This window comes from Actinopolymorpha rutila, from assembly GCF_013407855.1.
Taxonomy (GTDB): Bacteria; Actinomycetota; Actinomycetes; order Propionibacteriales; family Actinopolymorphaceae; genus Actinopolymorpha; species Actinopolymorpha rutila.
The window spans coordinates 5,195,717-5,220,185 of record NZ_JACBZH010000001.1 but is presented as its reverse complement, the minus strand read 5'-3'; the positions used below and the strand labels follow the sequence as shown (position 1 = coordinate 5,220,185).

Below are 24,469 nucleotides of genomic sequence, written 5' to 3'. Positions count from 1 at the left end.
ATGACACTTGGTCGCGTCAGCGCGGTCACATGAGCGGAGTAGGCGCCTACTGGTCGCAGTGGTGTTCGACGAGAGGTCGGCCGACGTCGCCGTTGGTGTACTGCCCGACTGCCCACAGGCAGTTCGTTCCTGGGATCGTTGCCACGTCGGCGAAGGCGTTGGCGACCGAGCCCGGGCCGGCACTCGGCGAGACCGTCCACGTACCGGCGGTCCAGCGGGCGGCCAACGTCTGTCCGGCCTGGCTGCCCACGGCCCAGACGTCGTTCGGCCCGACCACGCGGATGTCCCCCAGAGAGGTCTCCGCGGGAAGGCCCGACACGTCCACGGGCGACCAGGCGTCGCCGTTCCAGCGCAGTACGAGCGGCGCCTGCTCGACGCCGTCCTGCCGCCAGCCGACGGACCAGACCTGCCCCCGCGCGCCGGTCGCCACGCCGGACAGCAGGGAACCCTCACCGGAGGCTGGGCTTTCGACCACAGTCCACCTGGTGCCGTCCCAGCGCTCGGTCAGCGTACGCATCGTCCCGTCGCCGGTGTCGTAGTCACCGACCGCCCACAGGTCGTCCGCGGAGGTCGCGGCGATGTCGAGCAGGAAGCTGCCGAGCCCGGACGTGCCGGGGTTGGGACTGGCCACGGTCGACCAGGCGCGCCCGTCCCAGTGCTGGACCAGTGTCCGGCCCGTGAACGGCCAGGCGATCGTGCTCCCGACCGCCCAGGCGTTCGTGGGTGACAACGCGACCACCTTGTTCAGCGTCGCGTCCTCGCCCTCGACCGTCGGGCTCGCGACGACCCGCCACCGGGCGCCGTCCCAGTGCAGGACCAGCGTCCGGTGCTTGCCGTCCGGTCCGATGTCGTAGCCGGTGGCCCACACGTCGTTCGGGGACGTGCCGGCGACGCCGAACAGCCAGTTCTCCCGGGCACTGCGGTTCGGGCTGGGAATGCGTAACCAGCGCGTGCCGTCCCAGTGCAGGGTGAGCGTGCTGACAGTCGAATTGCCGCCGGTGTAACCGACGGCCCAGGCGTCTGAGGGGCCGAACGCGACCACGCCGGTCAGGTCGGCCTGCCCGCGCAACGCGCGAACCGGCGACACCTCCCAACCGCCGCTGCCGGTCTGTGCCGGCGCCGCCGTAGCCGCGCCGGTGAGGAACGTCGTCGCCATGAGCACGCCGGCGGTCACCGCGCCGATCCATCGTGCCCGTGGCCTTGTCTTCCACACGGGGATCACCTCCACCGAAAGCGCATCCGTCTCTTTGGGGGATGCCGGTGTGGACCCGAAGGTTGCCGACGCGACCAAAAGGTGATCTGCGCCGTCGAGTACGACCGGCCGACCGGGAGCGGCGGCGTGACTGACCCTCGGACATCTGACGAACCGGCTGTAACATGCCGCCGAGGTTGTCGCGGCACAGTGAACCAGGGGTGAGTAGACGTGCGGCTCCACTACTCGAGGCCGGCAAGGATCTGGACTGACGCGCTCCCGATCGGGAACGGCAACCTCGACGCGATGTGTTTCGGCGGCGTGGAGGTCGACCGCTTCCAACTGAACGACGACACGTGCTGGTCCGGCTCGCCGGTGACGGTCGCGGGTCATCCGCCGGTCCGTGCGGACGCCGCGAGGGAGGCGCTGACCGCCGTCCGGAAGGCACTCGACGCGGGGGACGTCCGCGGGGCGGAGACGGCGGTTCGCCACCTGCAGTATGGCCACAGCCAGGCGTACCAGCCGCTGGCCGACCTGTGGCTCACGCAGTCGGCCAGGGCCAACAGTGAGGACGTCCCGGCCGGATACCGACGAGCGTTGGACCTGCGTACGGCGATCACGTCGCACCAATGGACGCAAGGCGGGGTTGACGTCCAGCAGGAGGCCTGGTCGAGCAGGCCGAACCGCGCCCTCGTGGTGCACCGCCGGGTCGCGCCGAGGGCCACCGCGGCCGACGTCAATGCCCGGTTGCCCGAGATCACTGTCCGGCTCGACTCACCGCACGCCACCGCCACGTGCACGAGGATCACTTCGGACGCGAACGCGCCGGCCGACGGGCTGGAGCTGGTCGTGCGGATGCCCTCCGACGTGATCCCGTCGCACGACAGGTCGGAGTCGCCGGTCACCTACGACGACGCCCCGGGCGCGGCGGTGACGGCGGTCGTCCAGCTTCGGGTGGTCACCGACGGCCAGGTCGACGTACGCGACGACGGGCTGGCCGTCGCCCGCGCGAGCTGGTTCGTGGTCCTCCTCGCGACGCGGACCGACTATGCCGACCCGCTCACCCCACCGCACGGAGACGTCGCGTCCCTGCGGGCGCAGGTGTCGGCGCGACTCGACCCGCTCGCGGCACAAGTCGCGGACGGCGGATCGGACCATGGGGTGGACGCCCTGCGCGCCGAACACGTGACCGACCACGGCGCGCTGTTCGGCCGGGTCGACCTGCGCCTTGGTGATCTCGAGGACGAGCACCGGCAGGAGCTGGACGAGCTGCCCACCGACGACCGTCTCGCGCGGCACGCCGGAGGGCTGCCGGACCCAGGGCTGGCAGCGCTGCTCTTCCAGTACGGCCGTTACCTGCTGATCGCGAGCTCGCGGCCGGGAACGCTCCCGGCAAACCTGCAGGGGATCTGGAACGCCTCGGTCCGCCCGCCCTGGAGCAGCAACTACACGGTCAACATCAACCTGGAGATGAACTACTGGCCGGCCGAGGTCGCGAACCTCCCGGAGTGCCATGCACCGTTGACGGACTGGCTTCGGTACGCCCACCGGACCGGCAGCACGGTGGCCCGCGACCTGTACGGGTTGGACGGCTGGGTTCTGCACCACAACTCCGACGCCTGGGGGTTCGCGCTACCCGTCGGCGACGGTACGCACGACCCGTGCTGGGCCGCGTGGCCCGTTGGGCGCGGTGTGGCTGTGCCGTCACCTGTGGGACCACTACGACTACAGCCGGGACGAGACCTTCCTGCGTGACGTCGCGTGGCCGCTGGTCAGGGATGCCGCGACGTTCTGCCTGGACTGGTTGGCCGAACGTCCGGACGGGACACTCGCGGTCGCGCCGTCGACCTCGCCGGAGAACCACTACGTGGCGCCGGACGGGGAGCCGGCCGCCGTGTCGGTGTCCACGACCGCCGACCTGGCGATGATCCGCGACCTTCTGGAGCGCTCGCTCGACCTGCAAGCCGCTCTTGACAGAGCCGAAAGAGCTGACAAAGCCGACGACGCGTGGCGGGAGCGGGTGACCGACGCCCTGAACAGGCTCCCCGCCGAACGGGTCGGGTCCGACGGACGGCTGGCCGAGTGGTCCACCGAGCTACGCGACGCCGAGCCGAAGCACCGGCACATGTCACACCTGTTCGGCGTCTACCCGGCCGAGCGGATCGGACCCGAGTCGACCCCCGAACTCGCGGCGGCGGCGCTGCGGACTCTCACCGCACGAGGTGACTACTCGACCGGCTGGTCTCTGGCCTGGCGGGTCTCGTTGCGGGCACGGCTGCGAGACGCCGTCGGTGCCCACACCGCACTTCGGGCGTTCCTCGCGCCGATGCCGGACGACGTGCCTGAAAGTCCGGCGATGGGACCTGGCGGTGTCTACCGCAGCTTGCTGTGCGCGCATCCGCCGTTCCAGATCGACGGAAACTTCGGTGTCACCGCCGGGATCGCGGAGATGCTCGTGCAGTCCCACGACTCCAGCCGGGAGGTCACCGAACTCCACCTCCTGCCGGCGCTGCCGGAGTCGTGGCGCACCGGTGCGTTCACGGGGCTCCGGGCGCGAGGTGGTGTCACTGTCGACACGGAGTGGACCGACGGCGCGATCGACCGGATTTTCGTGACGCCCGACACCGATCGGCGGATCGTCGTACGCGCCGGCGGCGAGCGCGTCACGGTCGATGCCCGTGCGGGAGAGCGACGTGCGGTCGAAGGGGCCGTCCTGGCCAACAATGTTGCGCGGGGATGAACGATCACCTAGCTTCTTGATGATCGTTTGCCCGGCGCCACTCGTACGGCTCGGACGTTCCGTCCCTTTCAAAGGAGAAGGCATGCCGCAGGATCCCTCGTCCCCGTTCACCGGTTCCATGAGTCGAAGGGCCATGCTGGCGGCCTCTGGCGGCACCGCCGCAGCTCTCCTCATGGGCGGTACCGCCCACGCGCAGTCACCCGGATACCAGAACCCCGTCGAACCGACGAACCATCCCGATCCCGCGGTCCTGTTCGCCGACGGAGCCTTCTATCTCTACTCCACGGCCGGGAAGATGGGTGCGATGCCGGTCCTGACGTCGCCGGATCTGGTCAACTGGACCGAGGTCGGCAACGGCATGCCGGTGATCGCCACCTGGTCGGTGCCCGGCCGGCACTGGGCACCGGAAGTGATGCAGGTAGGGGATCGTTACCAGTCCTACTACACCGCGCGCCGCGCCGACAACGGGCAGCAGGCGGTGTCGGTGTCGGTCTCCGCCTCACCTGCCGGACCGTTCGTCGACAACCGATCCGCACCGCTGGTCGGCCAGGCCGACGAGGGCGGAAGCATCGACGCGTCGCCGTTCCGCGACACCGACGGCTCGTTGTGGCTGTTGTGGAAGAACGACGGCAACGCGGTGGGTCTCCCGTCGTACATCTATCTGCAGCGGCTGACCGACGACGGCCTGGAGCTCCAGGGAGAGCGGCAGCGGATCATCGGCATGGACCAGCCGTACGAGAAGTACACGATCGAGGGCGCGTCGGTGATCATGCACCAAGGCGCCTACTACTGCTTCTACTCGACCGGTGAGTACTGGAACGACAGCTACGGCGTCTGCTGGGCAACGGCTCCGAAGATCACCGGTCCGTGGACCAAGCAGGGGAACGGCCCGATCCTGTCCCGTAACGACGTGGCGTCCGGCCCCGGACACGGCATGCCGATCAAGGTCGGGCCGCACTGGTGGTACGTCTACCACGCGTGGGAGCCCGACGGTGTGCCGTCCGGCCGCCTCGTCTGGCTGTCCAGGTTGAAGTTCGGCGACGACGGACCGGTCATCGACGGCCCCCACGTGCAGAACCCGTTCGGCCCCATCGTCCCGCGTCGCCCCTGACGGCTCGGCCTGTATACCGCCGGAACGGCACACCGGATCGCCTTTCTCCGAGCGCTGTTTCAGCGGTTCGAGCCGCCGCGGCGAGCGGCGGCTCGGCGGGCCACGTAGCGTTCGATCTTCTGGGCCTTGCCGCAGTCGTTCATGTCGCACCATCGGCGGCTGTGGTTCTTGGAGGTGTCCAGGAACAACCAGGGGCAGCGCGCACATCGCGAAAGCCGGTGAAGTTGGTCGCTCACCAGTAGGTCGGCTGCGGCGACCGCGACCGGGTGCAGGACCACAGCCAGGTCGTCGGAGCGTGGCCATGCCCATCGCCATGCGGGCGATCCGGGACTCGGGGCAGGCTCCTCGGCGAGGGTGGCTGCCGCCATCGCGTCGGTGACGAACGGGCGCAGCCGGGTCCAGTGCCTCGCGGTCTCCGCTGCGCCGGACCCGCTGTCGGCGATGCGTCCGAACACCTTGTTGAGGGTGTCCCGGAGTTCGTGTGCTCGCTCGAGGGTGTGCGCGGCGTCGTCGGCCCGGCGTCGCGCCAGCCGGCGGAGCCGCGCCTCCTGTGCGCCGGTGACCGTCTCGACCCTGGTCGACCAGCTCACCAGGTCGTCGTAGGTCGCGGCGTGGTCGTGCCGCTGCGGCCCGAGCGGGTCGTCGACGGTGTTGGCGAAGTCCAGCGCGAGATGGCCGCCGACGATCGGCAGCTCCCTCGGGTCGGACAGCTGGTTCGGGGATGTTTCCATCAAAGTCAGTTTTACCAGTTGCGGTCCCGGCGCGCACCTGGCATGTTTCCGGTGTGACCCAGTTAGCCGGAAACACCGACAAGCGGAGCAGGGGCGAGGAGGCCGGGTCCGGTCGGGCCGCCGTGGCGTTGTGCGGGGTTCAGTTCGTCGACGTCCTCGGCGTGACGGTCGTGGTGACCACGTTGCCTCGGATGCTGGCCGATCTCGGCGCGACACCGGCCGCGGGCACGGTCGTCGTCACGACGTACGCCATGTTCTTCGGCGGCCTGCTCATGGTGGCCTCGCGGATCGGTGACCGCCTCGGCCATCGCCGGGTGGTCCTCGCGGCACTCGCGCTGTTCGCCGCGGCGTCGGTGCTCGGCGCGCTGGCGGAGTCGGTGTGGATGCTCGCCGGGGCGAGAGCGCTGCAGGGTGCCGCAGCGGCCGCGTCGGTTCCGGCCGCGCTGCGGCTGCTGACGACGGTGGTCCCCGAGGGGCCGGTGCGCCGGCGAGCGGTCGCGGGGTGGAGTGCGGCCGGCGCCACCGCCGGAGCGTCGGGGTTCTTCGTCGGTGGTGTGCTGACCGAGCTCGTCTCGTGGCGAGCGGTGTACTGGCTGAACATCGCGCTCGCCGCCGGGCTGGCGGCCGCCATTGTGGCAATGATCCCACGCGACCACGCCGACACCTCGGACGTACGAATCGGCTGGCGGTCGTCGCTGCTGCTCACCGGGGGAGCGATGGGCGTCGTGGCCGGTACGACGATGCTCGGCGAAGGCAGGTCCCGCGTGCTCGCCGGTGCGGTGACCGTCCTGGGCCTGCTGGCGGCTGCAGGCTTCGTACTGCTCGAACGCCGGTCCCGCCATCCGCTGGTGGCGCGCGCGGCCTGGCGGTCGAGTGGCCTGCGATGGGGTGCGTTCGGGTCGTTCTTCGTCACCGCGACGACCAGTTCGTCGGTTATCCTGGCCACGCTGTATCTCCAGGACAAGCTGGGGTTGACACCGCTGCGGACGGCCACTCTGCTGGTGTCGTTCAGCATCCTCGCCGTCGGCGGCTCGGCACTCTCGCCGCGGCTGGTCGCGGCGCTCGGCTGGAGTGGCACCCTCGGTGTCGGTCTCGGCGTCGTCGCCGTGGGCGCCCTCGTGCTCGTCACCTGGCCGCAGGTGGCCGGAATCGCGGTCGCGGCCGGAGTCAGCGGCCTGGGAAACGGCATCGCCTCGGTGGCCGCGAACGACATGGGGACCGCGGTCGACGCGCACGCCAAGGGCACCGCCGCGGGGGTGCTCAACACCGCGGCCCAACTGGGCACCGCCATCGGCGTCGCCGCGATGGTGCTGGTCGCCACCGTGACCGAGCCCCGCGTCGCGTGGTTGCTGGTCGTGCTGCTCGCGGCGGGTGCCGCGGTGGCCGCCGCCCTCGGTAGGGTCGGCGGTGGTGAACGAGATCCTTCCCGGCGGGTTCCACTCCGCTCCCGTCCGTAGGGGCGAGGTCGTCGAGCGGCGAGCCGGGCCGTGGACGCCCAAGGTCCATGCGCTGCTGCGGCACGTGCGGCGGTCGGGTTTCGGTCTTGCGCCCGAGCCGGTGGCGGTCAGCGAGGACGGGCGGACCGAGACGCTCGGCTTCGTCGAGGGTGACGGCGGCACCTACCCGCTGACCGAGGCCCAGCGGTCCAACGAGGCCCTTGTCAACGTCGCGTTGGCGATCCGGGCGATGCACGACGCGACGGCCGGATTCGTCCCACCGGACGAGGGTTCCTGGCAGGTGCGTACCAGCGTTCCCACCGAGGTGGACTGCATCGGCCACAACGACCTGGGACCCTACAACCTCGTCTACCGAGGTTCGCAGGTCGCCGCCATCATCGACTGGGACTTCGCCGGGCCGTCGTCGCGCGCCTGGGACCTCTGCTACGCCGCCCACCGCTTCGTGCCGCTGTCCGCTCCGCGCTCCACGAAGGCGTTCGGCTGGGACCCGCTGCCGGACCAGGCGGCGCGGCTGCGGACGTTCGCGCGGGCGTACGGCGAGATCCCGCCCGCACAACTGCTGGACCTGTTGGTCGTCCGGTTGGGTTCGATCGCGGCCACGATCGACCGGGAGGTGCGGGCCGGCAATCCCGCGTACGACCGGCAACGCGACGAGCGGCACACCGACGGCTACCGCGAGGACATCGCGTACATCCTGGCCAACCGCGCGACGCTCCTGGCCTGAGGCCGCCGACCCCGGGCAAGCGCTGGCCGTATTCGGCGGCCGGACCCGTTCTCCTTGACCGTCGCTCACGGACAGGGGTTACGTGGACGGGCGGTGTCTGTCCGCGATCCAGCCATACCAGGAGGCCAGCGATGCACGACGCGATCGACCTGCGCGATCTCGCCGAGTGGGAGCTACGACAACTTCGCGAGACCGGGTTCGACGTGCGCGAGGAGGAGCGCCGGCTGGCCGAACTCGCCGACGGCAGTGCGGCCGAACTCGGCGCGTTGCTGGACGACCTGGCGAAGAAGGAAGCCACCGACGACCGCTCCGGGTGGTCCTACGTCGAACCCACGGACTGGGACGAGCTGACCGCCACCCTCACCCAGCCGGCACCGTCCACACCGCCCACCGGCGACGACCTAGCCAACCGCATCCACGGTGCGTGGCTCGGCCGGGTCGCCGGCAACATGCTCGGCAAGCCGGTCGAGTCCGGGGACCACTGGACCCCCGAGCATCTGCGGTCCTACCTCGAGCTCGCCGGCGCCTGGCCGTTGGACGACTACATCCCGCTGATGGATCCGGTGCCCGAGGGATACCGGATCCTGCCGAACGCATCCCAGACCACGCGCGGCAACGTGCAGGGCAGTTCACGCGACGACGACGTGGACTACACGGTCCTCGGGCTGCACCTGCTCGAACAACATGGAATCGATCTCACACCCCACCACGTGGCGGACGCGTGGCGCCTTCTGCTGCCGCTGCACCAGACCTACACGGCCGAACGCGTGGCCTACCGCAACCTGGCGATCGGCCTGCGCGCCCCGACCACGGCTGTCTACCGCAACCCGTACCGCGAATGGATCGGCGCGCAGATCCGCGGCGACGCGTTCGGCTACGTGTTCCCCGGTGACCCGGCGTCGGCGGCCCGGCTTGCCTACCAGGACGCCGTGCTCTCCCACGTCGCCAACGGCGTCTACGGCGAGATGTGGGCGGCCGCGGTGGTGGCTGCCGCGTTCACGGCGGGCTCGGCCCGGGAGGCCCTGGAGGTCTCGTGTGGCGTGGTGCCGCCTGCGTCCCGGCTCGCCGAGGCGCTGCGCGATGTGCTGGACCTGCACTCCCGCGAGCTGACCTGGGAGGCGGCCCGAGCCGAGATCGGGCAGCGGTACGGCCACTACGGCTGGGTGCACACGATCAACAACGCCGCCGTGGTCGCCGCCGGTCTGCTGTGGGGCGACGGCGACTTCACCCGGACGATCGCGCTGACCGTGCTCGGCGGCTGGGACACCGACTCCAACGGTGCGACGGCCGGTTCGGTGGCCGGTGCGCTGGTGGGTGCGAAGGCGATCCCGGCGCACTGGGTCGACCCACTGGAGGACCGGTTGCGCAGCGCGTTGTTCGGGTTCGACGGGTCGCGCATCTCCGACCTCGCCGCGCGGACGACCCGGCTGGCCGAACGGTTCCGCGCGGGCTGATGACGACACCAGGATCCGCACCGAGCCGCCGGGACGTCCTGCGCCTGTCGGCCACGGCGGCGGTCGCCGCCACGCTCACCGCGTGCTCCTCGGCGGGGAAGGGCGCAGGGACGGACGGAGGCTCGGGCGGATCCGGCGGCCGGGCCGGCAAGGCGCCAGTAGGCAAGGGCTCCTTGACGAAGCCGCCGAAGGTCCCGAGCAAGCTGAAGGAGGCCCCGGCGCTGGCGAAGCGCGTGCGGGCCGGCGACCTTCCACCGTTGGCGAAGCGCCTTCCCGAGCAGCCGTACGTCGTACCCCACCGATGGTTGTCGCCCGGCAGGTACGGCGGCGGCCTGCTGCTGATCGGCACCAGCACCGAGGACGGGTCGAACAAGGAGTTCATGTACGGCCACTCGTTGCTGCGGTGGCTCAACGACGGGCTCGACATCGGGCCCGGGCTCGTGCACAGCTGGGAGCCGAACGCCGACTCCACCGAGTGGACCCTGCACTTTCGCAAGGGGCTGCGCTGGTCGGACGGCAAGCCGTGGACGACCGCCGACATCATGTACTGGTGGGAGGACCTGGTGCTCGACAAGGAGCACCCGGAGGTGCCGCCGGACGACGTGCGGTCGGGCACGGACACGCTGGCGAAGTTCACCGCACCCGACGATCACACGCTGGTGCTGACCTTCGACGCGCCCGCGCCGGTCCTGCCCGAACGCCTCGCGGCGTGGGTGAACCGTGGTAACGGTGCCACCTGGATGCAGCCCAAGCACTACGTCTCGCAGTTCCACCCGAAGTACAACAAGTCGATCACCAGCAAGGCGTGGTTCAACACCCACGACGACAAGGCCAACTGGGCCACCAATCCGCAGTGCCCGACGATGACCGGGTGGCGGCTCGCGAGCTACCGCGAGGGCCGCGCGGTGACGTTCGAACGCAACCCCTACTACTGGTGTGTCGCGCCCGACGGTTGCCAGCTTCCCTACCTGGACACGCTCACGTTCACCACGGTCGTCGACCCGCAGGTGCGCAAGCTCCAGGTGACAGAGGGAAAGGTCGACTACTGCCACGGGCCGTTCGTGGGCATCGGCCTGCCCGACGTGTCCTCGCTGAAGCAGTCGTCGAAACGCAGCGGCATGCAGGTGCACCTGTGGAACTCCGGTTCGGGCACCGGCACGTTGTTCTTCTTCAACTACGACTATCCCGACGAGAAGCTGCGCACGCTGATTCGCGAACCGAAGTTCCGGCAGGCGCTGTCCCACGCCTACGACCGGGAGGAGGTACGCAAGTCCGTCTACTTCAACACCGGCGAGAAGACCACCGGCACCACCCACCCCACGGCGTACGAGTACATCGTCAATGACACCGGGCGGAAGACCTACGCCCGCTGGCGCGACTCCTATCTGACGTACGACCCGGCGAAGGCGAAGTCGATGCTGGACGAGCTCGGCGTGGTCGACCGGGACGGCGACGGCAAGCGGGAGTTGCCCGACGGCTCCAGGCTGAGGATCACTCTCGACTATCCCGCGGACACCGACAAGATCAACATCGTCAAGAACGACGTGATCAAGAAGAACTGGCGCGCCGTCGGCATCGACACCGAACTGAACCCCGTCCCGCCCACGACGTTCGGGGAGCGCTGGGAGGCGGGACGGCTGATGTCGTACACCACGTGGGAAGTCAGTGACACCCCGCTCATCTACCCCGCTCCTGTGGTACCGGTACCACCCGCGCACTGGGCTCCGCTGCACGCGCAGGGTTTCGCCTTGCAGACAGCCGATCCGGGCAGGCTGAAGGCCCAGGAGCACGAGGATCCGTGGAAGCGGCAACCGCCCTGGCTGCTGGCCGAGCCGGACAGCCCGATCGACCGGTTGTGGAAGCTTTACCGGAAGGGCAGGGTCGAGACCGACCGGATGAGACAGGTCCGGCTCCTGTGGGAGATCTACAAGGTGCACATCGAGGAGGGGCCGTTCCTGATGGGCTGCGTGGCCGACGCGCCCCAGGTGACCGTGGTGCACAAGGACCTGCGCAACGTGCCGGCCCGGGAGAGCCTCGCCGCCGGCGGCTGGGTGAACGCCTGGACCCACCCGACCCCGGCCGTCTACGACCCTGAGGCCTTCTACTGGGCCAACCCCGACCAGCACTCGTAGGTGCCGCGTGCTCTGACGTCTGAGGTCGGAAACTGGCCTCAATGGTTCCTAGAGTTGCGGCCATGACCAAGCAGCTTCCCGCCTCGGCCACACGCCTGACCCGGCGGCAGGTGTGTGCGCGCCGCCTGCACGTGCATGCGCTCACCCAGCCGGCCAAGGACGCCGAGCCGGCCGAGATCGTCGCGGCGACGGCCGGCACACATGCGCAGGTGATGTCCGCCGCTGAGCTCGGGATCGCGCTCCGGATCGAGGGTGCCACCCGCGTCGACATCCGGAACGCGTTGTGGAACGACCACAGTCTGATCAAGGCGTTCGGGCCGCGTGGCACCGTCCACCTCCTGCCCGCAGCCGAGCTCGGCACCTGGACCGGCGCGCTGTCGGCCGTCGCGCCGAGCGTCAGCCCGTTCCCGGAGTCGGTGCGGATGAGCCCGGACCAGATCGAAGTGGTGGTGGACGCGATCGGCACCGCGTTGCTGGACGCCGAGCTCACCGTGGACGAGCTCACCGACGCGGTGGCCGACCTCGCCGGGTCATGGGCCGCGGACCCCGTGATGCCGGCGTTCCAGACGTACTGGCCACGCTGGCGGCAGGTCCAGCACCTCGCTGGGCATCGGGGCACGCTGTGCTTCGGGCCGAACACCGGCCGCAACGTGACCTACACCAACCCGCGGCGCTGGCTTCCGTCGTTCCGGCCGGCTGCGGCGGAGGAGGCGGTGCCACGGCTCCTGCGCAGCTACCTGCGTGCGTACGGGCCGTCGACGCCGCAGCGGTTCGCGCACTGGCTGAACGCGCCGGTGTCGTGGGCGCGCTCGGTGTTCGAAACCGCGGACGGGGAGCTATGCCGGGTCGATGTCGAGGGGAGCCCCGCCTGGTTGCCGGCCGGCGAGCTGGACGTGCCGGACGAGGCGCCGAGCGGGGTACGCCTGCTGCCGTACTTCGACGGATACGCCTATCGGGTAGGGAACCAGCCGCCCGAGCACCTCTGTCCGGGACGCGCGGCCGACCGGGTGCTCGGTGGCAACTTCCAGGTGCTCCTGGTCGACGGAGTGGTCGGCGGGCTGTGGCACCAGCGCCGAAGCGGCCGCCAGATCGCGGTCACCGTGGAGCCTGTCGTCGACCTCACCGCGGCCCAGCGTGAGGACCTCGACCTGCAGGTGCGCCGCGTCGGCGAGGTGTTACAGGGCAATCCGACGTTGACGATCGGCCGGGTGACCGTCGGCGGGCACGGCTGACGTCGACTGGGAACGCCATCCCGGCAGATGCGCGGGGCGGGTCGGTGTGCGAGGCGCGGATGCGAGGTAAGTAGCCGGTTTCACCTTGCACCTGCGCCCGCTATGGTGTGGGCGTGACATCGTTCCGAATCAGTGAGGCCGCCGAGCTTCTGGGCGTCAGCAACGACACCGTACGTCGTTGGGTGGACGCCGGCCGACTCGCCGCCGAGCGCGACGGGCAGGGCCACCGGACGGTGGCCGGGCAGGATCTGGCCGCGTTCGCCCGTGCGCAGGCAGGTGAGCCGGACGCCGACGGCACCGGGTTCTCCTCCGCCCGAAACCGCCTGCGCGGCATCGTCACCGCCGTCGCCAAGGACACCGTGATGGCCCAGGTCGACATCCAGGCCGGGCCGTACCGGGTGGTGTCGTTGATGAGCCGGGAGGCGGTGGACGAACTCGGCCTGGAGGTGGGCTCCGTGGCCGTCGCGGTGATCAAGTCGACGAACGTCGTGGTCGAACACGGGGCCCGGTCGTGAGCGCGCGGCTGCGTTCCGCGCTGGTCGGCGTGGCTGCACTCACCGCGGTGACCCTGGTCGGCCTGGCCGGTTGTGGTGGCCCGACGAACTCCGCCGGCGACCGGGCCGGGAAGACTCCCGGCAAGAGCACTACCAGTGCGGCCGCGAAGTCCGCCACGCCAAAGGTCTCCGGGACGATCACGGTGTTCGCCGCCGCCTCGCTGACCGAGTCGTTCACCACGCTGGGCAAGGAGTTCGAGGCGGCCCATCCGGGCGTCACGGTGCGGTTCAACTTCGGCGGCAGCTCCGCCCTGGCCACCCAGATCAACCAGGGCGCACCCGCGGACGTGTTCGCCTCGGCCGCCCCGGCCAACCTGCAGGCGGTCACCGAGCAGGGCCACGTGGCCGGTAGCCCGACGACGTTCGTTCGCAACCAGCTCGTGATCGCGGTGCCGAAGGGAAACCCGAAACACGTGCAGGGGCTGAAAGATCTGGCCAAGTCGGGGACGAAGGTGGCGCTGTGCGCGGAGCAGGTGCCCTGCGGCGCGGCCGCTCAGAAGGCGCTGGCGGCCGCCCACGTCAAGATAACCCCGGTGACGTTGGAGCCTGATGTCAAGGGCGCCCTGACAAAGGTCAGGATCCGCGAGGTCGACGCCGCGCTCGTCTACCGCACGGACGTGCGCTCGGCCGCCTCCGACGTCGACGGCGTGGAGTTTCCCGAGTCGGCCAAGGCTATCAACGCGTACCCCATCGTCGTTCTGAAGGGCGGCCAGAACGCGAACGGCGGCAGGAGTTTCGTCGACTACGTGCTGTCCGGTCGTGGACGGGCCGTGCTCGCCCGCGCGGGGTTCCAGACGCCGTAAGGTCCTTCTCCATGACTGGATTCGTCTCCGGCAGGGAGCTCAGCGCGCGGTTCTACCACGAGGCGGTGCGGCCGGTCCTGGACGCGAGGTTCCCTGGGTTGCCACACAGCGCGGCACTTCTCGGCCGGGGCTCGGAGGTGCTGGGCTTCGACGACGAGATGTCGACCGACCACGACTGCGAGGCGCGCGTGCTGGTCTTCCTGCGGGAGGAGGACGAAACTCGGCACGGTGAAGCGGTCGAGGAAGCCCTGCGGACGGGACTGCCCGCTCGGTTCGGAAATCGCGCGACCAAGTACGAGCTTCACACCCTGCATGGCTACGTCCTTGCCCAGCTGGGTTTCGACCTCGACGAGGAGATCGAGGCGCACGACTGGCTCACCTTTCCCGAGGACCGGCTCCGGATGCTCGCCGCCGGCACCGTCCACCACGACGACGTCGGTCTGCGGGGCATCCGCGATCGGTTCGCCTACTATCCGCACGACGTCTGGCTCTACCTCCTGCTCGCCGGCTGGTGGCGGGTCCACCCGGAGGCCAACCTGGTGGGCCGAACCGGCTTCGTGGGCGACGAACTCGGGTCGGCACTCATCGGTGCGCAGCTGGTGCACGACCTGATGGCGTTGTGCTTCTCGATGGAACGCCAGTACGCGCCGTACTCCAAGTGGTTCGGCACCGCCTTCTCCCGGCTGGCCTGCGGCGCCGAACTGTCTCCCGTACTCTCGCGTGCTCTTCGAGCCGGCACCTGGCCCGAACGCGAGGAGGCGCTGGCGGTTGCCTACGAGGCGGTCGCGGCCATGCACAACGCGTTGGGCGTCACCGAGCCCGTCGCCACCGAGGTGCACCAGCTGTGGGACCGTCCGTTCAAGGTGGTCTGGGGAGATTTTCCGGGTGCGCTGCGCGCACAGATCAAGGACCCGACGGTGGAACGCATCGCGCGGCGGTGGCCGGTTGGGCGGATCGACCAGGTACGAGACCTGTTGCCGGTGCCGCGCCACCGGCAGGAGCTGCTGCGGCTGTACGAGGAGCCCGGCGGGGAGTAAGTCAGTCGCACCCACGGGGGAGTGGAGCGTAGGGTCGCCGAGATGAGCGAACTGGTCCCGGTGCTGTGGATCTGCGGGCCGCCCGGGGTGGGCAAGTCGGCGGTCGGGTGGGAGCTCCATACCCAGCTGGTCGACGCCGGCGTGAACGCGGGGTACGTCGACCTGGACCAGCTCGGCATGTGCTACCCCGAATCCGCGAGCGATCCGGGGCGGCACGGGATGCAGGCCACGAACCTGGCCGCCGTCGTGGCCAACTTCGAGGCCGCCGGGATCAGTTGCGTGGTCACCTCGGGACTCCTCGATCCGCGTCGCGACGCACCGGTGGATCCGTTGCCGCGAACGGCGGTGACCGTGTGCCGGTTGCGCGCCGACGAGGACGTACTCCGTGCGCGGTTCGTCGGCCGCGGCGCTCAGGCCGAGCTGGTGGACGAGGTGCTGCGGGAGGCGGCGGTGCTGGACGCCAGTGACTTTGCCGACAGCTGCGTCGACACCACCGACCTGACCGTCGAAGAGGTGGTGCGCCTGATGCGCACGCGGATCGGGCAGTGGCCCGGCCTCGTGGCGAGGGCTTCGGTCGCCGGCCCGGCACCGCGACGGATCAGCCACGCACCCGGACCGATCCTGTGGGTGTGCGGCGCCACCGGGGTCGGCAAGTCAACCGTGGGTTGGCAGCTGTTCGAGCACGCGCGGGCAGCGGGCGTGCCCGCGGCGTTCGTCGACCTGGACCAGCTCGGCCACTTCCGGGTCGGCGACACCGGCGTGGACGGCGACGTGGATGTGGACACCGGCGTGGACGTCCACCAGGTCAGGGCGAACAACCTCGCGGCGGTGTGGGACACCTACCGTGCCGGCGGTGCACGGTGCCTGGTCGTCAACGGACCGGTCGACGACCCCTCCGCCGTACACACGTACGCGAACGCGCTGCCGGCCGCCACCCTGACGGTGTGCCGACTCCACGCCGGGCCGGAGGAACTGACCCGCCGGATCCTGAGGCGCGGCCGAGGCGGCAGTTGGTGGCAGCCCGGTGATCCGCTGAGAGGACAGCCGGACTCGGTCCTCAAGCAGGTGGCGAACGACGCGGCGAGGGGCGCGGCCGACCTGGAGCAAGCCGGGGTTGGCGACCACCGGGTCGACACCGACGGGCGGACCGTCGAGCAGGTGGTGCAAGCCGTGCTTGCCCACACAGGAGCTTGGCCCCAGGCGTCGAGTCGCGTACGCGCTCGGCGGTGACCGTCACGCGCGAGCCGGCCCCTGCTTGTCCCGGGCGGCGGTGACCCCGGACACCGTGACCGCGAGCACCATCAGCGCCGAACCCAGCAGCAGCCATCCGGTCGGCGTCGGCTCGGACGGCACCAGCGCGTCGAGCGCGATTCCGCACACCAGCTGTCCAGACAGGGCCGCCAGCACCGTCCGCAGTACGCCGATCGACCGGGCCGCGATCATGTTCGCGCCGGTGACCACGAGCGCGAGTACGCCACCGAGGTAGGCCCACCAGGTCGCCGGCCAGCCGGCGAACGGCAGGGCGCCCGCGGTGGCGAGCACCCCGGCAGCCAGGCCGAGCGCAGTCGTACCCACCGTCGCGTTCACCAGGGACGCGGCGCCCACGTTGCGGGCCACCGCCGCCAGCCTGGCGTTCAGCGCGGCCTGGACCGACCGGCCCATGCCGAGGACCAGGACGAACACGATGACCGCGAGCGCCACGTTGGCAGCCGAATGGCCGGCCTGCGCGACGGTCATCGCGACGACTGCCAGCGCGGCCCCGGCCACCCGGCCGGCACTCACCGGCAGCCGGCCCGCGGGGCCGAGTCCGGCGCGGTCGGCGGTGAGGCCACCCACCCCGGTGCCACAGACGGAGACGACGGTGAACAACGCCACTCCGAGGATCGGCGCGGCCAACGCCGTACCGGCGACCGAAACCGCTCCCAGGACGCCGCCCAGATAGCACCACCACGGCAGCCGTTCGCGAAGGACGCGCCGCAACGACGTTCGTACGGCGGGCGAGGCGACCGCGATCACCAGCAGGAGCGCGGTGGCGAGTCCGTTGCTCACCAGCGCTGCGGTCACCGGCGTTCCGAGACCGGTGGCCAGCCGGCCGTTCACCAGCGCCTGCGCGGCCGAGGCGGCGCCGCCGGTGACCGCGACGGCGACCGCACCTGCCTGCCCGACGACACCGGACAGCAGTCGCCGGTCGTGTACGTCGTGCGCGTCGTGCGGGTTTTCGGTCGACGAGGTCGAACGGTCGGGGGAGACCCCAGGGTCCGACGTCGACGATGCCGAGGACGTCACTCCCACTCGAAACCAGGCCCCTGTGGAGCGAGCGCGCACCCGTCCTCGAGTCGCGGGTACGCCGTCGGCGACGACCGCAGTCCGGTCTCCAGCCAGATCGCGGTCGGTGCGCACAGGAGCAGGCTCAGCGCCGCGGGACCACCGCCGTGTGAGGCGTACGGGACACCGAAGGCCGAGGCCAACGCCCCGACCGCGCGGATCTCGGTCGGCCCGCCCGCGCGGCGTAGGTCGGGCTGCACGATGTCGCAGCCACGGCGTTCGAAGAACTCGCGGAACTGTCCGGCGCCGTAGAGGTTCTCACCGGCGGCGACCGGGATGCGCAGTCGGCTGGTGAGCTCGGCGTAGCCCGCGAAGTCCTGTGCGGGCAGGGGTTCCTCGAACCACGTCACGCCCAGCTCGCCGAACACCTCGCCGCGGCGCAGCGCCTCGCTGAGTGTCAACACCTGGTTGGCATCGACCATGAGCGCGACGTCGGGACCGATCCGCGACCGGACCGCCTCGATCCGGCGTACGTCGTCGTCCAGGTCGCCGGCGCCCACCTTGATCTTCACACCGCGAAAGCCCTGTGCGACCGCCTCGCCGCACTGCTGCCGGAGTTCGTCGAGGTCGTAGTTGGACCAGCCGACCATCGCGTACGCGGGGACCCGGTCGCGGTGGGCACCCCACAGTTGGTACGTCGGAACGCCGTGGGCCTTGCCCAGCAGGTCCCACAACGCGACGTCGACCGCGCTGATGCCGAATGTCGCGAACCCCGCCGTGCCGTGGTACTCGGTCTCCACCTTCAGCGACTCGATGATCGCCGGGATCCCGGTGGCGTCCCGGCCGACGACCAACGGAGCGAGTACCCCGTCGATGAAGACCGACAACGCCTTCGGTGCCCCGTCGATCCGTCCGAACGACGAAGTACCGCGCCCGACCAGGCCATCCTCGGACTCGACCTCCACGCTCACCGAGCCGCCGCCGGTCAGCGTCTGCAGGGCGTCGCGGATCGGCCGGGCCGCGTGTGGGCGCACCGAGTAGGTGGTACGCACTTCCTTCACCCGCATGGCTGTCCTTCCGGCGTCTCGTCTCGTTGCGTGAGTTCTGCAGCTCCTACCGACTCACCAGTCGGAGACGGAGTTGTCCTCGCGGTGAAGGATGTGCGGGCCCGCCAGCTGGTAGGGCTCCGCGAGCGCCGCCTCGTCGTTCAGCTCCACGCCGAGGCCGGGGGAGCCGCCGCTGTAGAGGTTGCCGCCCTCCAACCGCATGTCGGTGGTCACGATGTCGGCGAGGATGTCCGGCCGCCAGGTGAGCTCCTGTACGGCGAACAGTGGTGTGGACAGGTCGAAGTGCAGGCAGGCCGCGGTTGACACCGGCCCCAGCGGGTTGTGCGGGACCTGTTCGATGTAGTGGGTCTCACACCATCCGGCGACCTTGCGGGCCTCGGTGAGCCCGCCGCAGATGCACAGGTCCACCCGGCAGTAGTCCATCAGGTCCTGTTCGACGAGTTCGCGCCAGTCCCACTTGCTCGGCAGCTGCTCACCGGTGGCGATCGGCACCGAGATGTGCTGGCGTAGGTAGGCGAACTCCGAGGGGTTCTCCGCCCGCAGGGGGTCCTCGATGAAGAACGGCCGCATGGGCTGGAGTTCGCGGGCCAGTTCGATGGCGTACGGCGGGGTGGTGCGCTGGTGGAAGTCGACGCAGATCTCCACCTCCGGGCCGACCGCGTCCCGCAGCGCGCCGAAGGCTTCCACGGTCCACCGCACCGCTCGGGACTGTTCGTAGATGCCTTCCGCGCCCTGCCGGCTGCCCTCGCCGGCCCCGAAGCGGATGAACTGCCAGCCCTGTTCGACCTGGCCCTTCGCGTAGTCGACCATCGCGTCGATCGCCCCGCGTGGGCCGTGACCGCCGCCGGGTTGCTGCACGTGGCAGTAGCAGCGCGCGTAGTCGCGGGTACGCCCGCCCAGCAGGTCGTAGACGGGGACTCCGAGCACCTTGCCGCGCAGGTCCCACAACGCGATGTCGATGGCCGCCACTGCGGCGGAGTGGACGTGCCCACCACGGAAGAAGTGGCCGCGCCACAGCGTCTGCCAGATGTGCTCGATCCGGGTCGGGTCCATGCCGCGGAGGATGGGTGCGAAGCTCTCGACCATGCCGCGTACGGCCAACTCACGGCCCGTGACTCCTGCCTCACCGAGGCCGGTCACACCCTCGTCGGTGTAGATCTTCACGAATGTGTAGTTGCGGCTCGGACGCTCGCGGTCGTGTACCAGGAAAGTCTTGACGTCCGTGATCTTCATGAGTCTCCCCATGGCCAGACGGGTCCGGCGAGACCGGCGCCCCGCCGCATGGTTTCCTTCGATACTAGGGCGAACCAGGCACGGCCCCTCCGGCGGGCAAGCGCTGTCCGTTATCGGACAACAATCGGGCACGCCTGTCAGCGCGGGAGGATTGACCCCCAAGCGGCTGGTCCACGGCTCGTCCGGCCGCTGTTCAGGCGGACACTTATCACGCTGGGGTCCCAGTCGCACGCAGGCGCAAGTTGATCTTGCCTTGGATAGTTCGGGTTTTGAAACGTTGCACTGGACGCTGCTAGCGTGCCGCGGTCCGGAAACGGCCGAGGAGGACTATGAGTTCACAGAAATCCGCCAGACCGACCGTGGAAGAAGAGCAACCATCGGGGGTGTTGCGCAGAGCGATCGCCGCGTCGGCCATCGGGAACGGAACCGAGTGGTTCGACTACGGCATCTACTCGTACGGCGTCATCTACATCTCGGCAGCGTTCTTCCCGGGTGACACCCAGAACGCGACGCTGTTCGCCCTGCTGACGTTCGCGGTGTCGTTCCTCGTTCGCCCATTGGGCGGTCTGATCTGGGGACCGCTGGGTGACCGACTCGGTCGCAAGCACGTGCTCGCGTTGACGATCCTGCTGATGTCCGGCGCGACTCTGGCGGTAGGACTCATCCCCTCCTACCACTCCATCGGCCTGTGGGCACCCGCGCTGCTGGTCATCCTGCGGATGATCCAGGGGTTCTCCACCGGTGGAGAGTACGGCGGTGCGGCGACGTTCATGGCTGAGTACGCCCCCAGCCGGCGTCGCGGCTTCTTCGGCAGCTTCCTGGAGTTCGGCACGCTGTCGGGCTTCTCGCTCGGTGCCCTGCTGATGCTTGGTTGCTCGCTGGCACTCGGCGACGAGACCATGCACGCGTGGGGCTGGCGGCTGCCGTTCCTCGTGGCGGCTCCGCTCGGGCTGATCGGCGTCTACCTGCGCTCCAAGCTGGAGGACACTCCGGTGTTCCAGGAGCTGGAGGAGTCGGGTGAGAAGGAGAAGGTCAGCCACCCGTTCCGGAGCCTGATCACGGAGTACTGGCGTCCGATCCTTCAGCTCGGCGGCCTGGTGATCGCGCTGAACGTCGTCAACTACACCTTGCTGACGTACATGCCGACCTACCTCAAGACGGAGATCGGGCTGAGCGCGAACTGGTCGCTGGTCGTCCCGATCATCGGCATGCTGGCGATGATGTTGTTCTTGCCCTTCGCCGGAGCGTTCTCCGACCGGTTCGGTCGCAAGCCGATGTGGTGGCTGTCGCTCGGTGGGTTGTTCGTCGCGGTCGTTCCGATGTTCATCCTGATGGCGACGAACGTGGTGGGCGCGGTGATCGGGTTCGCCGTCCTGGGCCTGCTCTACGTTCCGCAGCTGGCGACGATCTCCGCGACGTTCCCGGCGATGTTCCCCACCCACATCAGGTACGCCGGGTTCGCCATCGCCTACAACGTCTCGACGTCGCTGTTCGGTGGCACGGCGCCGGCCGTCAACGACTGGCTGACGGCGAAGACGGGGGTTGCGCTCACGCCGGCGTTCTACATGATGGCCGCCTGCGCGATCGGTGCCATCTCGCTGATTCGGATCCCGGAGACCAGCCGGTGCCCGATCAACGGCACCGAGGTGCCCGGCACCGAGGACGCTCCGCCGCCGGTAGCGCTGGAGCCGGAGCCGGTGGGCGCGACCGCCGCGGCCCGCACCACCTGAGTGCCCGGCCAGGCATGCTCGGCTGACCCGGCCCGCTGAAGTCAGTTCCTGCCCCGACGCGATTCGCGTCGGGGCAGGACTGCGTCAGAGACCGTTCCCAGATCCATGGTCACCGGCCGCCGGCGATTCATACGTGTGCTGGACTGTCTGCCCAACGCCCTCTTCGTGACGATGGAGAAGAGGGAGCCCCGTTGGCACCTGAGTGCGCGAGGCATGTCGTGAATCTCCAGCAGACAGGAAAGAGAGCATGAAGGTACTGATCGTCGGGGGCGGGATCGGGGGGCTCACGGCAGCGCTCAGCCTGCACGCGGCGGGTGTCGACTGCGAGGTCGTCGAGTACGTCGTGCAGCCCCGTGCCCTCGGCGTGGGCATCAACCTCCAGCCGCACGCCGTCCGCGAGCTCACCGACCTTGGCCTTGGGGACGCGCTCGCCGAGATCGGCATACCGACGAGCCGGATGATGTACACCGACAGGTTCGGCGGCACGATCGTTACGATTCCTCGGGGGAGGCTTGCTGGATACGACTGGCCGCAGTACTCCGTCCACCGCGGTGAGCTGCAGATGATGCTGCTCGAGCACGTACGCGACCGCCTCGGCGGCATCTCGACAGGATTGGCGCTGGATAGCTTCGAGCAGAACGGCACCGCAGTCACGGCGCTGCTGCGCGACGTGCGGACCGGGGAGCGACTGTCGAAGACGGCCGACGTTCTCGTCGGCGCGGACGGTCTTCACTCCACCGTGCGAGCCCGGCTCCACCCAAACGACGGACCGCTGCTGTGGAACGGGATCCGGATGTGGCGCGGAACGGTCGAGGGGGATCCCTACCTCGACGGCGCCACGATGATCATCGCGGGTTCGAACCGGTCGGCGAAGTTCGTGCTCTACCCCGTCTCGGCTCGCGCCGGGGCTCGAGGGCGAGCACTGCTCAACTGGGTGGCAGAGGTGACGCTCGCCGAGCCAGGCCCGGCGCCGGCGGCCGACTGGTCCCGGCCCGGGCGGCTGGAGGACGTACTCCCGCACTACGACGGCTGGCGGCTTCCCGGCGCGGACATCGCCGCGATCCTCGCCGGCACGGAGCGGATCCTGGAGTACCCCATGGTGGACAGGGATCCGTTGCCCAGTTGGGGAATTGGCCGGGTCACCCTGCTCGGGGACGCCGCGCATCCCATGTATCCGGTTGGATCCAACGGCGGTTCCCAGGCCGTACTGGACGCCCGCGTGCTGGCGAGAGAGCTGGCCGTGACCACCGACCCCGCGGCCGGTCTCGCGGCGTACGAGGAGGAGCGCAGGCCTGCCACCGCCGACCTTGTGCTCGCCCAGCGCGAGCTGCCCATGGAGCAGACGATCGCGCTGGTGACCGAACGCGCGCCACACGGCTTCGATGACATCGCCGACGTGCTGACACCGGAGGAGCTCGCCGGCACGGCTGGTGCCCAGCGGCGGCTCAGCGACATGGACGTCCAGGCGCTCAACAGCCGTCCCTCGTGGAACGTCGTACGCCGGACGACCTGAGGGCCGGTGCGCTGGAAGCCACCGGAGCCGCGGCACCGGCCTCGGCGACCAGGACCGTCGCCGTCGACCCGGCCGGCCCGCTGGACCTGTCCGGCGCGAAGAGCGTCGTCGCCTGGGTGGACTCCTACGGGGGCGCGCCCGGAGCGACCGGCTACGAGGCCACGCTGACTCTCGTCAGCGGAACCGAGCGCCGGTCGACGACGGTGAGTACCTTCACGCCGGACAGGTGGAACGGGCTTCAGGTCGACGTCGGCGACTGGGCCCCGCGCAACAAGGTGACGAGAATCGAGGTCAGCTTCCGGGCGATCGGGTCGGACACGCCCTGGAGTGCGAGGTTCCAGGTCGACGACGTTGCCTACGTCGACTGAGTTGCCTACCTCGACTGAGTTGGCTGCCTGGACCGACGAGTGACAGGTGGGCGGCGCTCAGGTGAGCAGGAGGACGGCATAGGCCGCGAGCCAGTGCTCCACCATGTAGTCGCTCCCGGCGACATGCGGCAACGCCGCGTCGGCATGACGCCGCATCGCCGTGAGCGCGACTCCCACCCGCGGGTCGTCGCCGGGAAGGGACTCGGCGATCCGGCGCCAGCACCACGCGCGGCTTGCGTTCAGGCCGTGCAGGTGTGCGATCTGGCCGTCGCTGCCGTCCGACACGATCGCCGGGGTGAACAGGGCCGCCGGTCTCGCGTCGGCGAGTCCGGGCAGGAACCGTTCGAGCCAGGTCGGAAAGTCCTCCGCCGGCACAAACTGGGCCATGAGTTCGGCCTCGGTCAGCGCGGGGGAGAGGAAGTCGCTGCCGGACGGCTCCCACGCGCCGGGGTAGTCGCGGTCGTCACCGAACCACCGGTGCGTGGCCGCTACGAGTGCGTTGAGCAGGTCCGGGTCGCCGCCGGCCGCGCGGGCCCGGGCGTACGGAAGCGACAGGGACACGGCGAAGGCGCTGTTCGAATGCATGCCGTACCGCACCGGATAGGTCGCATTGGGTAGCCACCGGAGGAAGTTCCCGGTCAGGGTCTCGGCCAACGGTGTGAAGCGTTCCGACCACCGCCGGGCGTCCGGGTCGTCCCAGCTCGCCAGCTCGTGGGCGAGCCGCAGCGCCCAGCCCCACCCGTAGGGTCGCTCGCGGCGACCTCCGACCCGATCGACCATGAACGCGGCCTCGGCGGCCAGGCCGTCGGCGCTGAGGTGGCTGTCGAGGAGGGACCGGATCTCCGCCTCGGGTAGCGCCCCGACAGGGACGCCACGACCGGCCGTCGCGAGCAGGCGCACCAGCAGCCAGTACATCTCCACGCACGAGTGCCAGTCGTAGCTGCCGTAGAAGACCGGGTGCTGTGCTCGCGGCCGGTGCGGGAAGTCACCCGGCTCCCGCATCGTGTGCGGGACGGCGTACGGGAACTCCCGGTCGATGTTGTCCAGCGCCACCCGTGCGTAGCCGGCGGCGTTCGCCTCCAGCAGCTCCCGCCACTCCCGCCGCTCCTCGACCACCGGGCATCGC

The 24,469-nt window shown here is 70.0% G+C and carries 21 protein-coding genes; 15 read left to right on the top strand and 6 right to left on the bottom strand.

Going from position 1 to position 24,469, the window contains the following annotated elements; genetic code table 11:
* Positions 1 to 46: 46 nt before the first annotated feature.
* Positions 47 to 1,213 (bottom strand): hypothetical protein, encoded by a 1,167-nt coding sequence (locus F4554_RS23315; RefSeq protein ID WP_179789534.1) that lies wholly within the window; start codon positions 1,211 to 1,213, stop codon positions 47 to 49.
* 210 nt (positions 1,214 to 1,423) lie between these two features.
* Here F4554_RS23315 and F4554_RS23310 point away from each other — a divergent pair, with 210 nt between their 5' ends.
* The 3 genes from F4554_RS23310 to F4554_RS23300 all read left to right on the top strand — a co-directional run bounded on the left by F4554_RS23310 (position 1,424) and on the right by F4554_RS23300 (position 5,043).
* Positions 1,424 to 2,947, top strand: coding sequence for a glycosyl hydrolase family 95 catalytic domain-containing protein (locus F4554_RS23310; RefSeq protein WP_179789533.1), 1,524 nt, complete (start codon positions 1,424 to 1,426; stop codon positions 2,945 to 2,947).
* Positions 2,883 to 3,932, top strand: coding sequence for a glycosyl hydrolase family 95 catalytic domain-containing protein (locus F4554_RS23305; protein ID WP_179789532.1), 1,050 nt, complete (start codon positions 2,883 to 2,885; stop codon positions 3,930 to 3,932). The genes F4554_RS23310 and F4554_RS23305 overlap by 65 nt, the downstream gene beginning before the upstream one ends.
* 82 nt (positions 3,933 to 4,014) lie before the next feature.
* Positions 4,015 to 5,043, top strand: coding sequence for a glycoside hydrolase family 43 protein (locus F4554_RS23300; protein ID WP_179789531.1), 1,029 nt, complete (start codon positions 4,015 to 4,017; stop codon positions 5,041 to 5,043).
* A gap of 59 nt (positions 5,044 to 5,102) precedes the next feature.
* Here F4554_RS23300 and F4554_RS32535 read toward each other — a convergent pair whose 3' ends face one another.
* On the bottom strand, positions 5,103 to 5,774 hold the full coding sequence (locus tag F4554_RS32535; protein ID WP_179789530.1) for a CGNR zinc finger domain-containing protein: 672 nt from the start codon (positions 5,772 to 5,774) through the stop codon (positions 5,103 to 5,105).
* 53 nt (positions 5,775 to 5,827) lie between these two features.
* Between F4554_RS32535 and F4554_RS23290 the strand changes: the two genes are divergently transcribed.
* From F4554_RS23290 to F4554_RS23250, 9 genes are all read left to right on the top strand, one after another.
* The gene (locus F4554_RS23290; RefSeq protein ID WP_179789529.1) at positions 5,828 to 7,231 is read left to right on the top strand and encodes an MFS transporter; all 1,404 of its coding nucleotides are present in this window, start codon (positions 5,828 to 5,830) and stop codon (positions 7,229 to 7,231) included.
* Positions 7,185 to 7,955, top strand: coding sequence for a phosphotransferase (locus F4554_RS33765; protein ID WP_179789528.1), 771 nt, complete (start codon positions 7,185 to 7,187; stop codon positions 7,953 to 7,955). Before F4554_RS23290 ends, F4554_RS33765 begins: the two co-directional genes overlap by 47 nt.
* Positions 7,956 to 8,086: 131 nt before the next feature.
* Positions 8,087 to 9,409: an ADP-ribosylglycohydrolase family protein gene (locus F4554_RS23280; RefSeq protein WP_179789527.1), complete on the top strand. Its 1,323-nt coding sequence runs from the start codon at positions 8,087 to 8,089 to the stop codon at positions 9,407 to 9,409.
* The gene (locus F4554_RS23275; protein ID WP_179789526.1) at positions 9,409 to 11,541 is read left to right on the top strand and encodes an ABC transporter substrate-binding protein; all 2,133 of its coding nucleotides are present in this window, start codon (positions 9,409 to 9,411) and stop codon (positions 11,539 to 11,541) included. Before F4554_RS23280 ends, F4554_RS23275 begins: the two co-directional genes overlap by 1 nt.
* 62 nt (positions 11,542 to 11,603) lie before the next feature.
* Positions 11,604 to 12,773 carry a winged helix DNA-binding domain-containing protein gene (locus tag F4554_RS23270; protein ID WP_202889431.1) on the top strand — a complete coding sequence of 390 codons (1,170 nt, stop codon included), beginning with the start codon at positions 11,604 to 11,606 and terminating at the stop codon, positions 12,771 to 12,773.
* Between the two features lie 113 nt (positions 12,774 to 12,886).
* A complete protein-coding gene (locus F4554_RS23265) occupies positions 12,887 to 13,288 on the top strand; it encodes a TOBE domain-containing protein (RefSeq protein ID WP_179789524.1) in 402 nt (133 codons plus the stop codon).
* Complete coding sequence (gene modA / locus F4554_RS23260) at positions 13,285 to 14,130, top strand: molybdate ABC transporter substrate-binding protein (protein ID WP_337796172.1); 846 nt, start codon at positions 13,285 to 13,287, stop codon at positions 14,128 to 14,130. Before F4554_RS23265 ends, modA begins: the two co-directional genes overlap by 4 nt.
* A gap of 11 nt (positions 14,131 to 14,141) precedes the next feature.
* On the top strand, positions 14,142 to 15,167 hold the full coding sequence (locus F4554_RS23255; RefSeq protein ID WP_179789523.1) for a DUF4037 domain-containing protein: 1,026 nt from the start codon (positions 14,142 to 14,144) through the stop codon (positions 15,165 to 15,167).
* A 42-nt stretch (positions 15,168 to 15,209) separates the two neighbouring features.
* Positions 15,210 to 16,397, top strand: coding sequence for an AAA family ATPase (locus F4554_RS23250; RefSeq protein WP_179789522.1), 1,188 nt, complete (start codon positions 15,210 to 15,212; stop codon positions 16,395 to 16,397).
* Between the two features lie 3 nt (positions 16,398 to 16,400).
* On the opposite strand, the gene F4554_RS23245 is transcribed toward F4554_RS23250, so the two are convergent.
* Genes F4554_RS23245 through F4554_RS23235 form a run of 3 tightly spaced genes read right to left on the bottom strand, consistent with a single transcriptional unit; the run spans position 16,401 to position 19,732 of the window.
* On the bottom strand, positions 16,401 to 17,453 hold the full coding sequence (locus F4554_RS23245) for a DMT family transporter (RefSeq protein ID WP_179789521.1): 1,053 nt from the start codon (positions 17,451 to 17,453) through the stop codon (positions 16,401 to 16,403).
* On the bottom strand, positions 17,450 to 18,499 hold the full coding sequence (locus F4554_RS23240; RefSeq protein WP_179789520.1) for a mandelate racemase/muconate lactonizing enzyme family protein: 1,050 nt from the start codon (positions 18,497 to 18,499) through the stop codon (positions 17,450 to 17,452). The genes F4554_RS23245 and F4554_RS23240 overlap by 4 nt, the downstream gene beginning before the upstream one ends.
* 54 nt (positions 18,500 to 18,553) lie before the next feature.
* The gene (locus tag F4554_RS23235) at positions 18,554 to 19,732 is read right to left on the bottom strand and encodes a mandelate racemase/muconate lactonizing enzyme family protein (RefSeq protein ID WP_179789519.1); all 1,179 of its coding nucleotides are present in this window, start codon (positions 19,730 to 19,732) and stop codon (positions 18,554 to 18,556) included.
* Between the two features lie 329 nt (positions 19,733 to 20,061).
* Here F4554_RS23235 and F4554_RS23230 point away from each other — a divergent pair, with 329 nt between their 5' ends.
* The 3 genes from F4554_RS23230 (at position 20,062) to F4554_RS23220 (ending at position 23,343) form a co-directional block, all read left to right on the top strand.
* Positions 20,062 to 21,462: an MFS transporter gene (locus F4554_RS23230; RefSeq protein ID WP_179789518.1), complete on the top strand. Its 1,401-nt coding sequence runs from the start codon at positions 20,062 to 20,064 to the stop codon at positions 21,460 to 21,462.
* Between the two features lie 247 nt (positions 21,463 to 21,709).
* Positions 21,710 to 22,975 carry a flavin-dependent oxidoreductase gene (locus F4554_RS23225; protein WP_179789517.1) on the top strand — a complete coding sequence of 422 codons (1,266 nt, stop codon included), beginning with the start codon at positions 21,710 to 21,712 and terminating at the stop codon, positions 22,973 to 22,975.
* Positions 22,948 to 23,343 (top strand): hypothetical protein, encoded by a 396-nt coding sequence (locus tag F4554_RS23220; RefSeq protein ID WP_179789516.1) that lies wholly within the window; start codon positions 22,948 to 22,950, stop codon positions 23,341 to 23,343. Before F4554_RS23225 ends, F4554_RS23220 begins: the two co-directional genes overlap by 28 nt.
* Positions 23,344 to 23,400: 57 nt before the next feature.
* Here F4554_RS23220 and F4554_RS23215 read toward each other — a convergent pair whose 3' ends face one another.
* Complete coding sequence (locus F4554_RS23215) at positions 23,401 to 24,459, bottom strand: DUF2891 family protein (RefSeq protein ID WP_179789515.1); 1,059 nt, start codon at positions 24,457 to 24,459, stop codon at positions 23,401 to 23,403.
* Between the last annotated feature and the right edge of the window lie 10 nt (positions 24,460 to 24,469).

Excerpts from the sequence above, each read along its gene's own strand:
- F4554_RS23300 (WP_179789531.1), top strand. The coding sequence starts at position 4,015 with ATGCCGCAGGATCCCTCGTCCCCGTTCACCGGTTCCATGAGTCGAAGG.
- F4554_RS32535 (WP_179789530.1), bottom strand. The coding sequence starts at position 5,774 with ATGGAAACATCCCCGAACCAGCTGTCCGACCCGAGGGAGCTGCCGATC.
- F4554_RS23280 (WP_179789527.1), top strand. The coding sequence starts at position 8,087 with ATGCACGACGCGATCGACCTGCGCGATCTCGCCGAGTGGGAGCTACGA.
- F4554_RS23275 (WP_179789526.1), top strand. The coding sequence starts at position 9,409 with ATGACGACACCAGGATCCGCACCGAGCCGCCGGGACGTCCTGCGCCTG.
- F4554_RS23270 (WP_202889431.1), top strand. The coding sequence starts at position 11,604 with ATGACCAAGCAGCTTCCCGCCTCGGCCACACGCCTGACCCGGCGGCAG.
- F4554_RS23255 (WP_179789523.1), top strand. The coding sequence starts at position 14,142 with ATGACTGGATTCGTCTCCGGCAGGGAGCTCAGCGCGCGGTTCTACCAC.
- F4554_RS23250 (WP_179789522.1), top strand. The coding sequence starts at position 15,210 with ATGAGCGAACTGGTCCCGGTGCTGTGGATCTGCGGGCCGCCCGGGGTG.
- F4554_RS23240 (WP_179789520.1), bottom strand. The coding sequence starts at position 18,499 with ATGCGGGTGAAGGAAGTGCGTACCACCTACTCGGTGCGCCCACACGCG.
- F4554_RS23235 (WP_179789519.1), bottom strand. The coding sequence starts at position 19,732 with ATGAAGATCACGGACGTCAAGACTTTCCTGGTACACGACCGCGAGCGT.
- F4554_RS23230 (WP_179789518.1), top strand. The coding sequence starts at position 20,062 with ATGAGTTCACAGAAATCCGCCAGACCGACCGTGGAAGAAGAGCAACCA.
- F4554_RS23225 (WP_179789517.1), top strand. The coding sequence starts at position 21,710 with ATGAAGGTACTGATCGTCGGGGGCGGGATCGGGGGGCTCACGGCAGCG.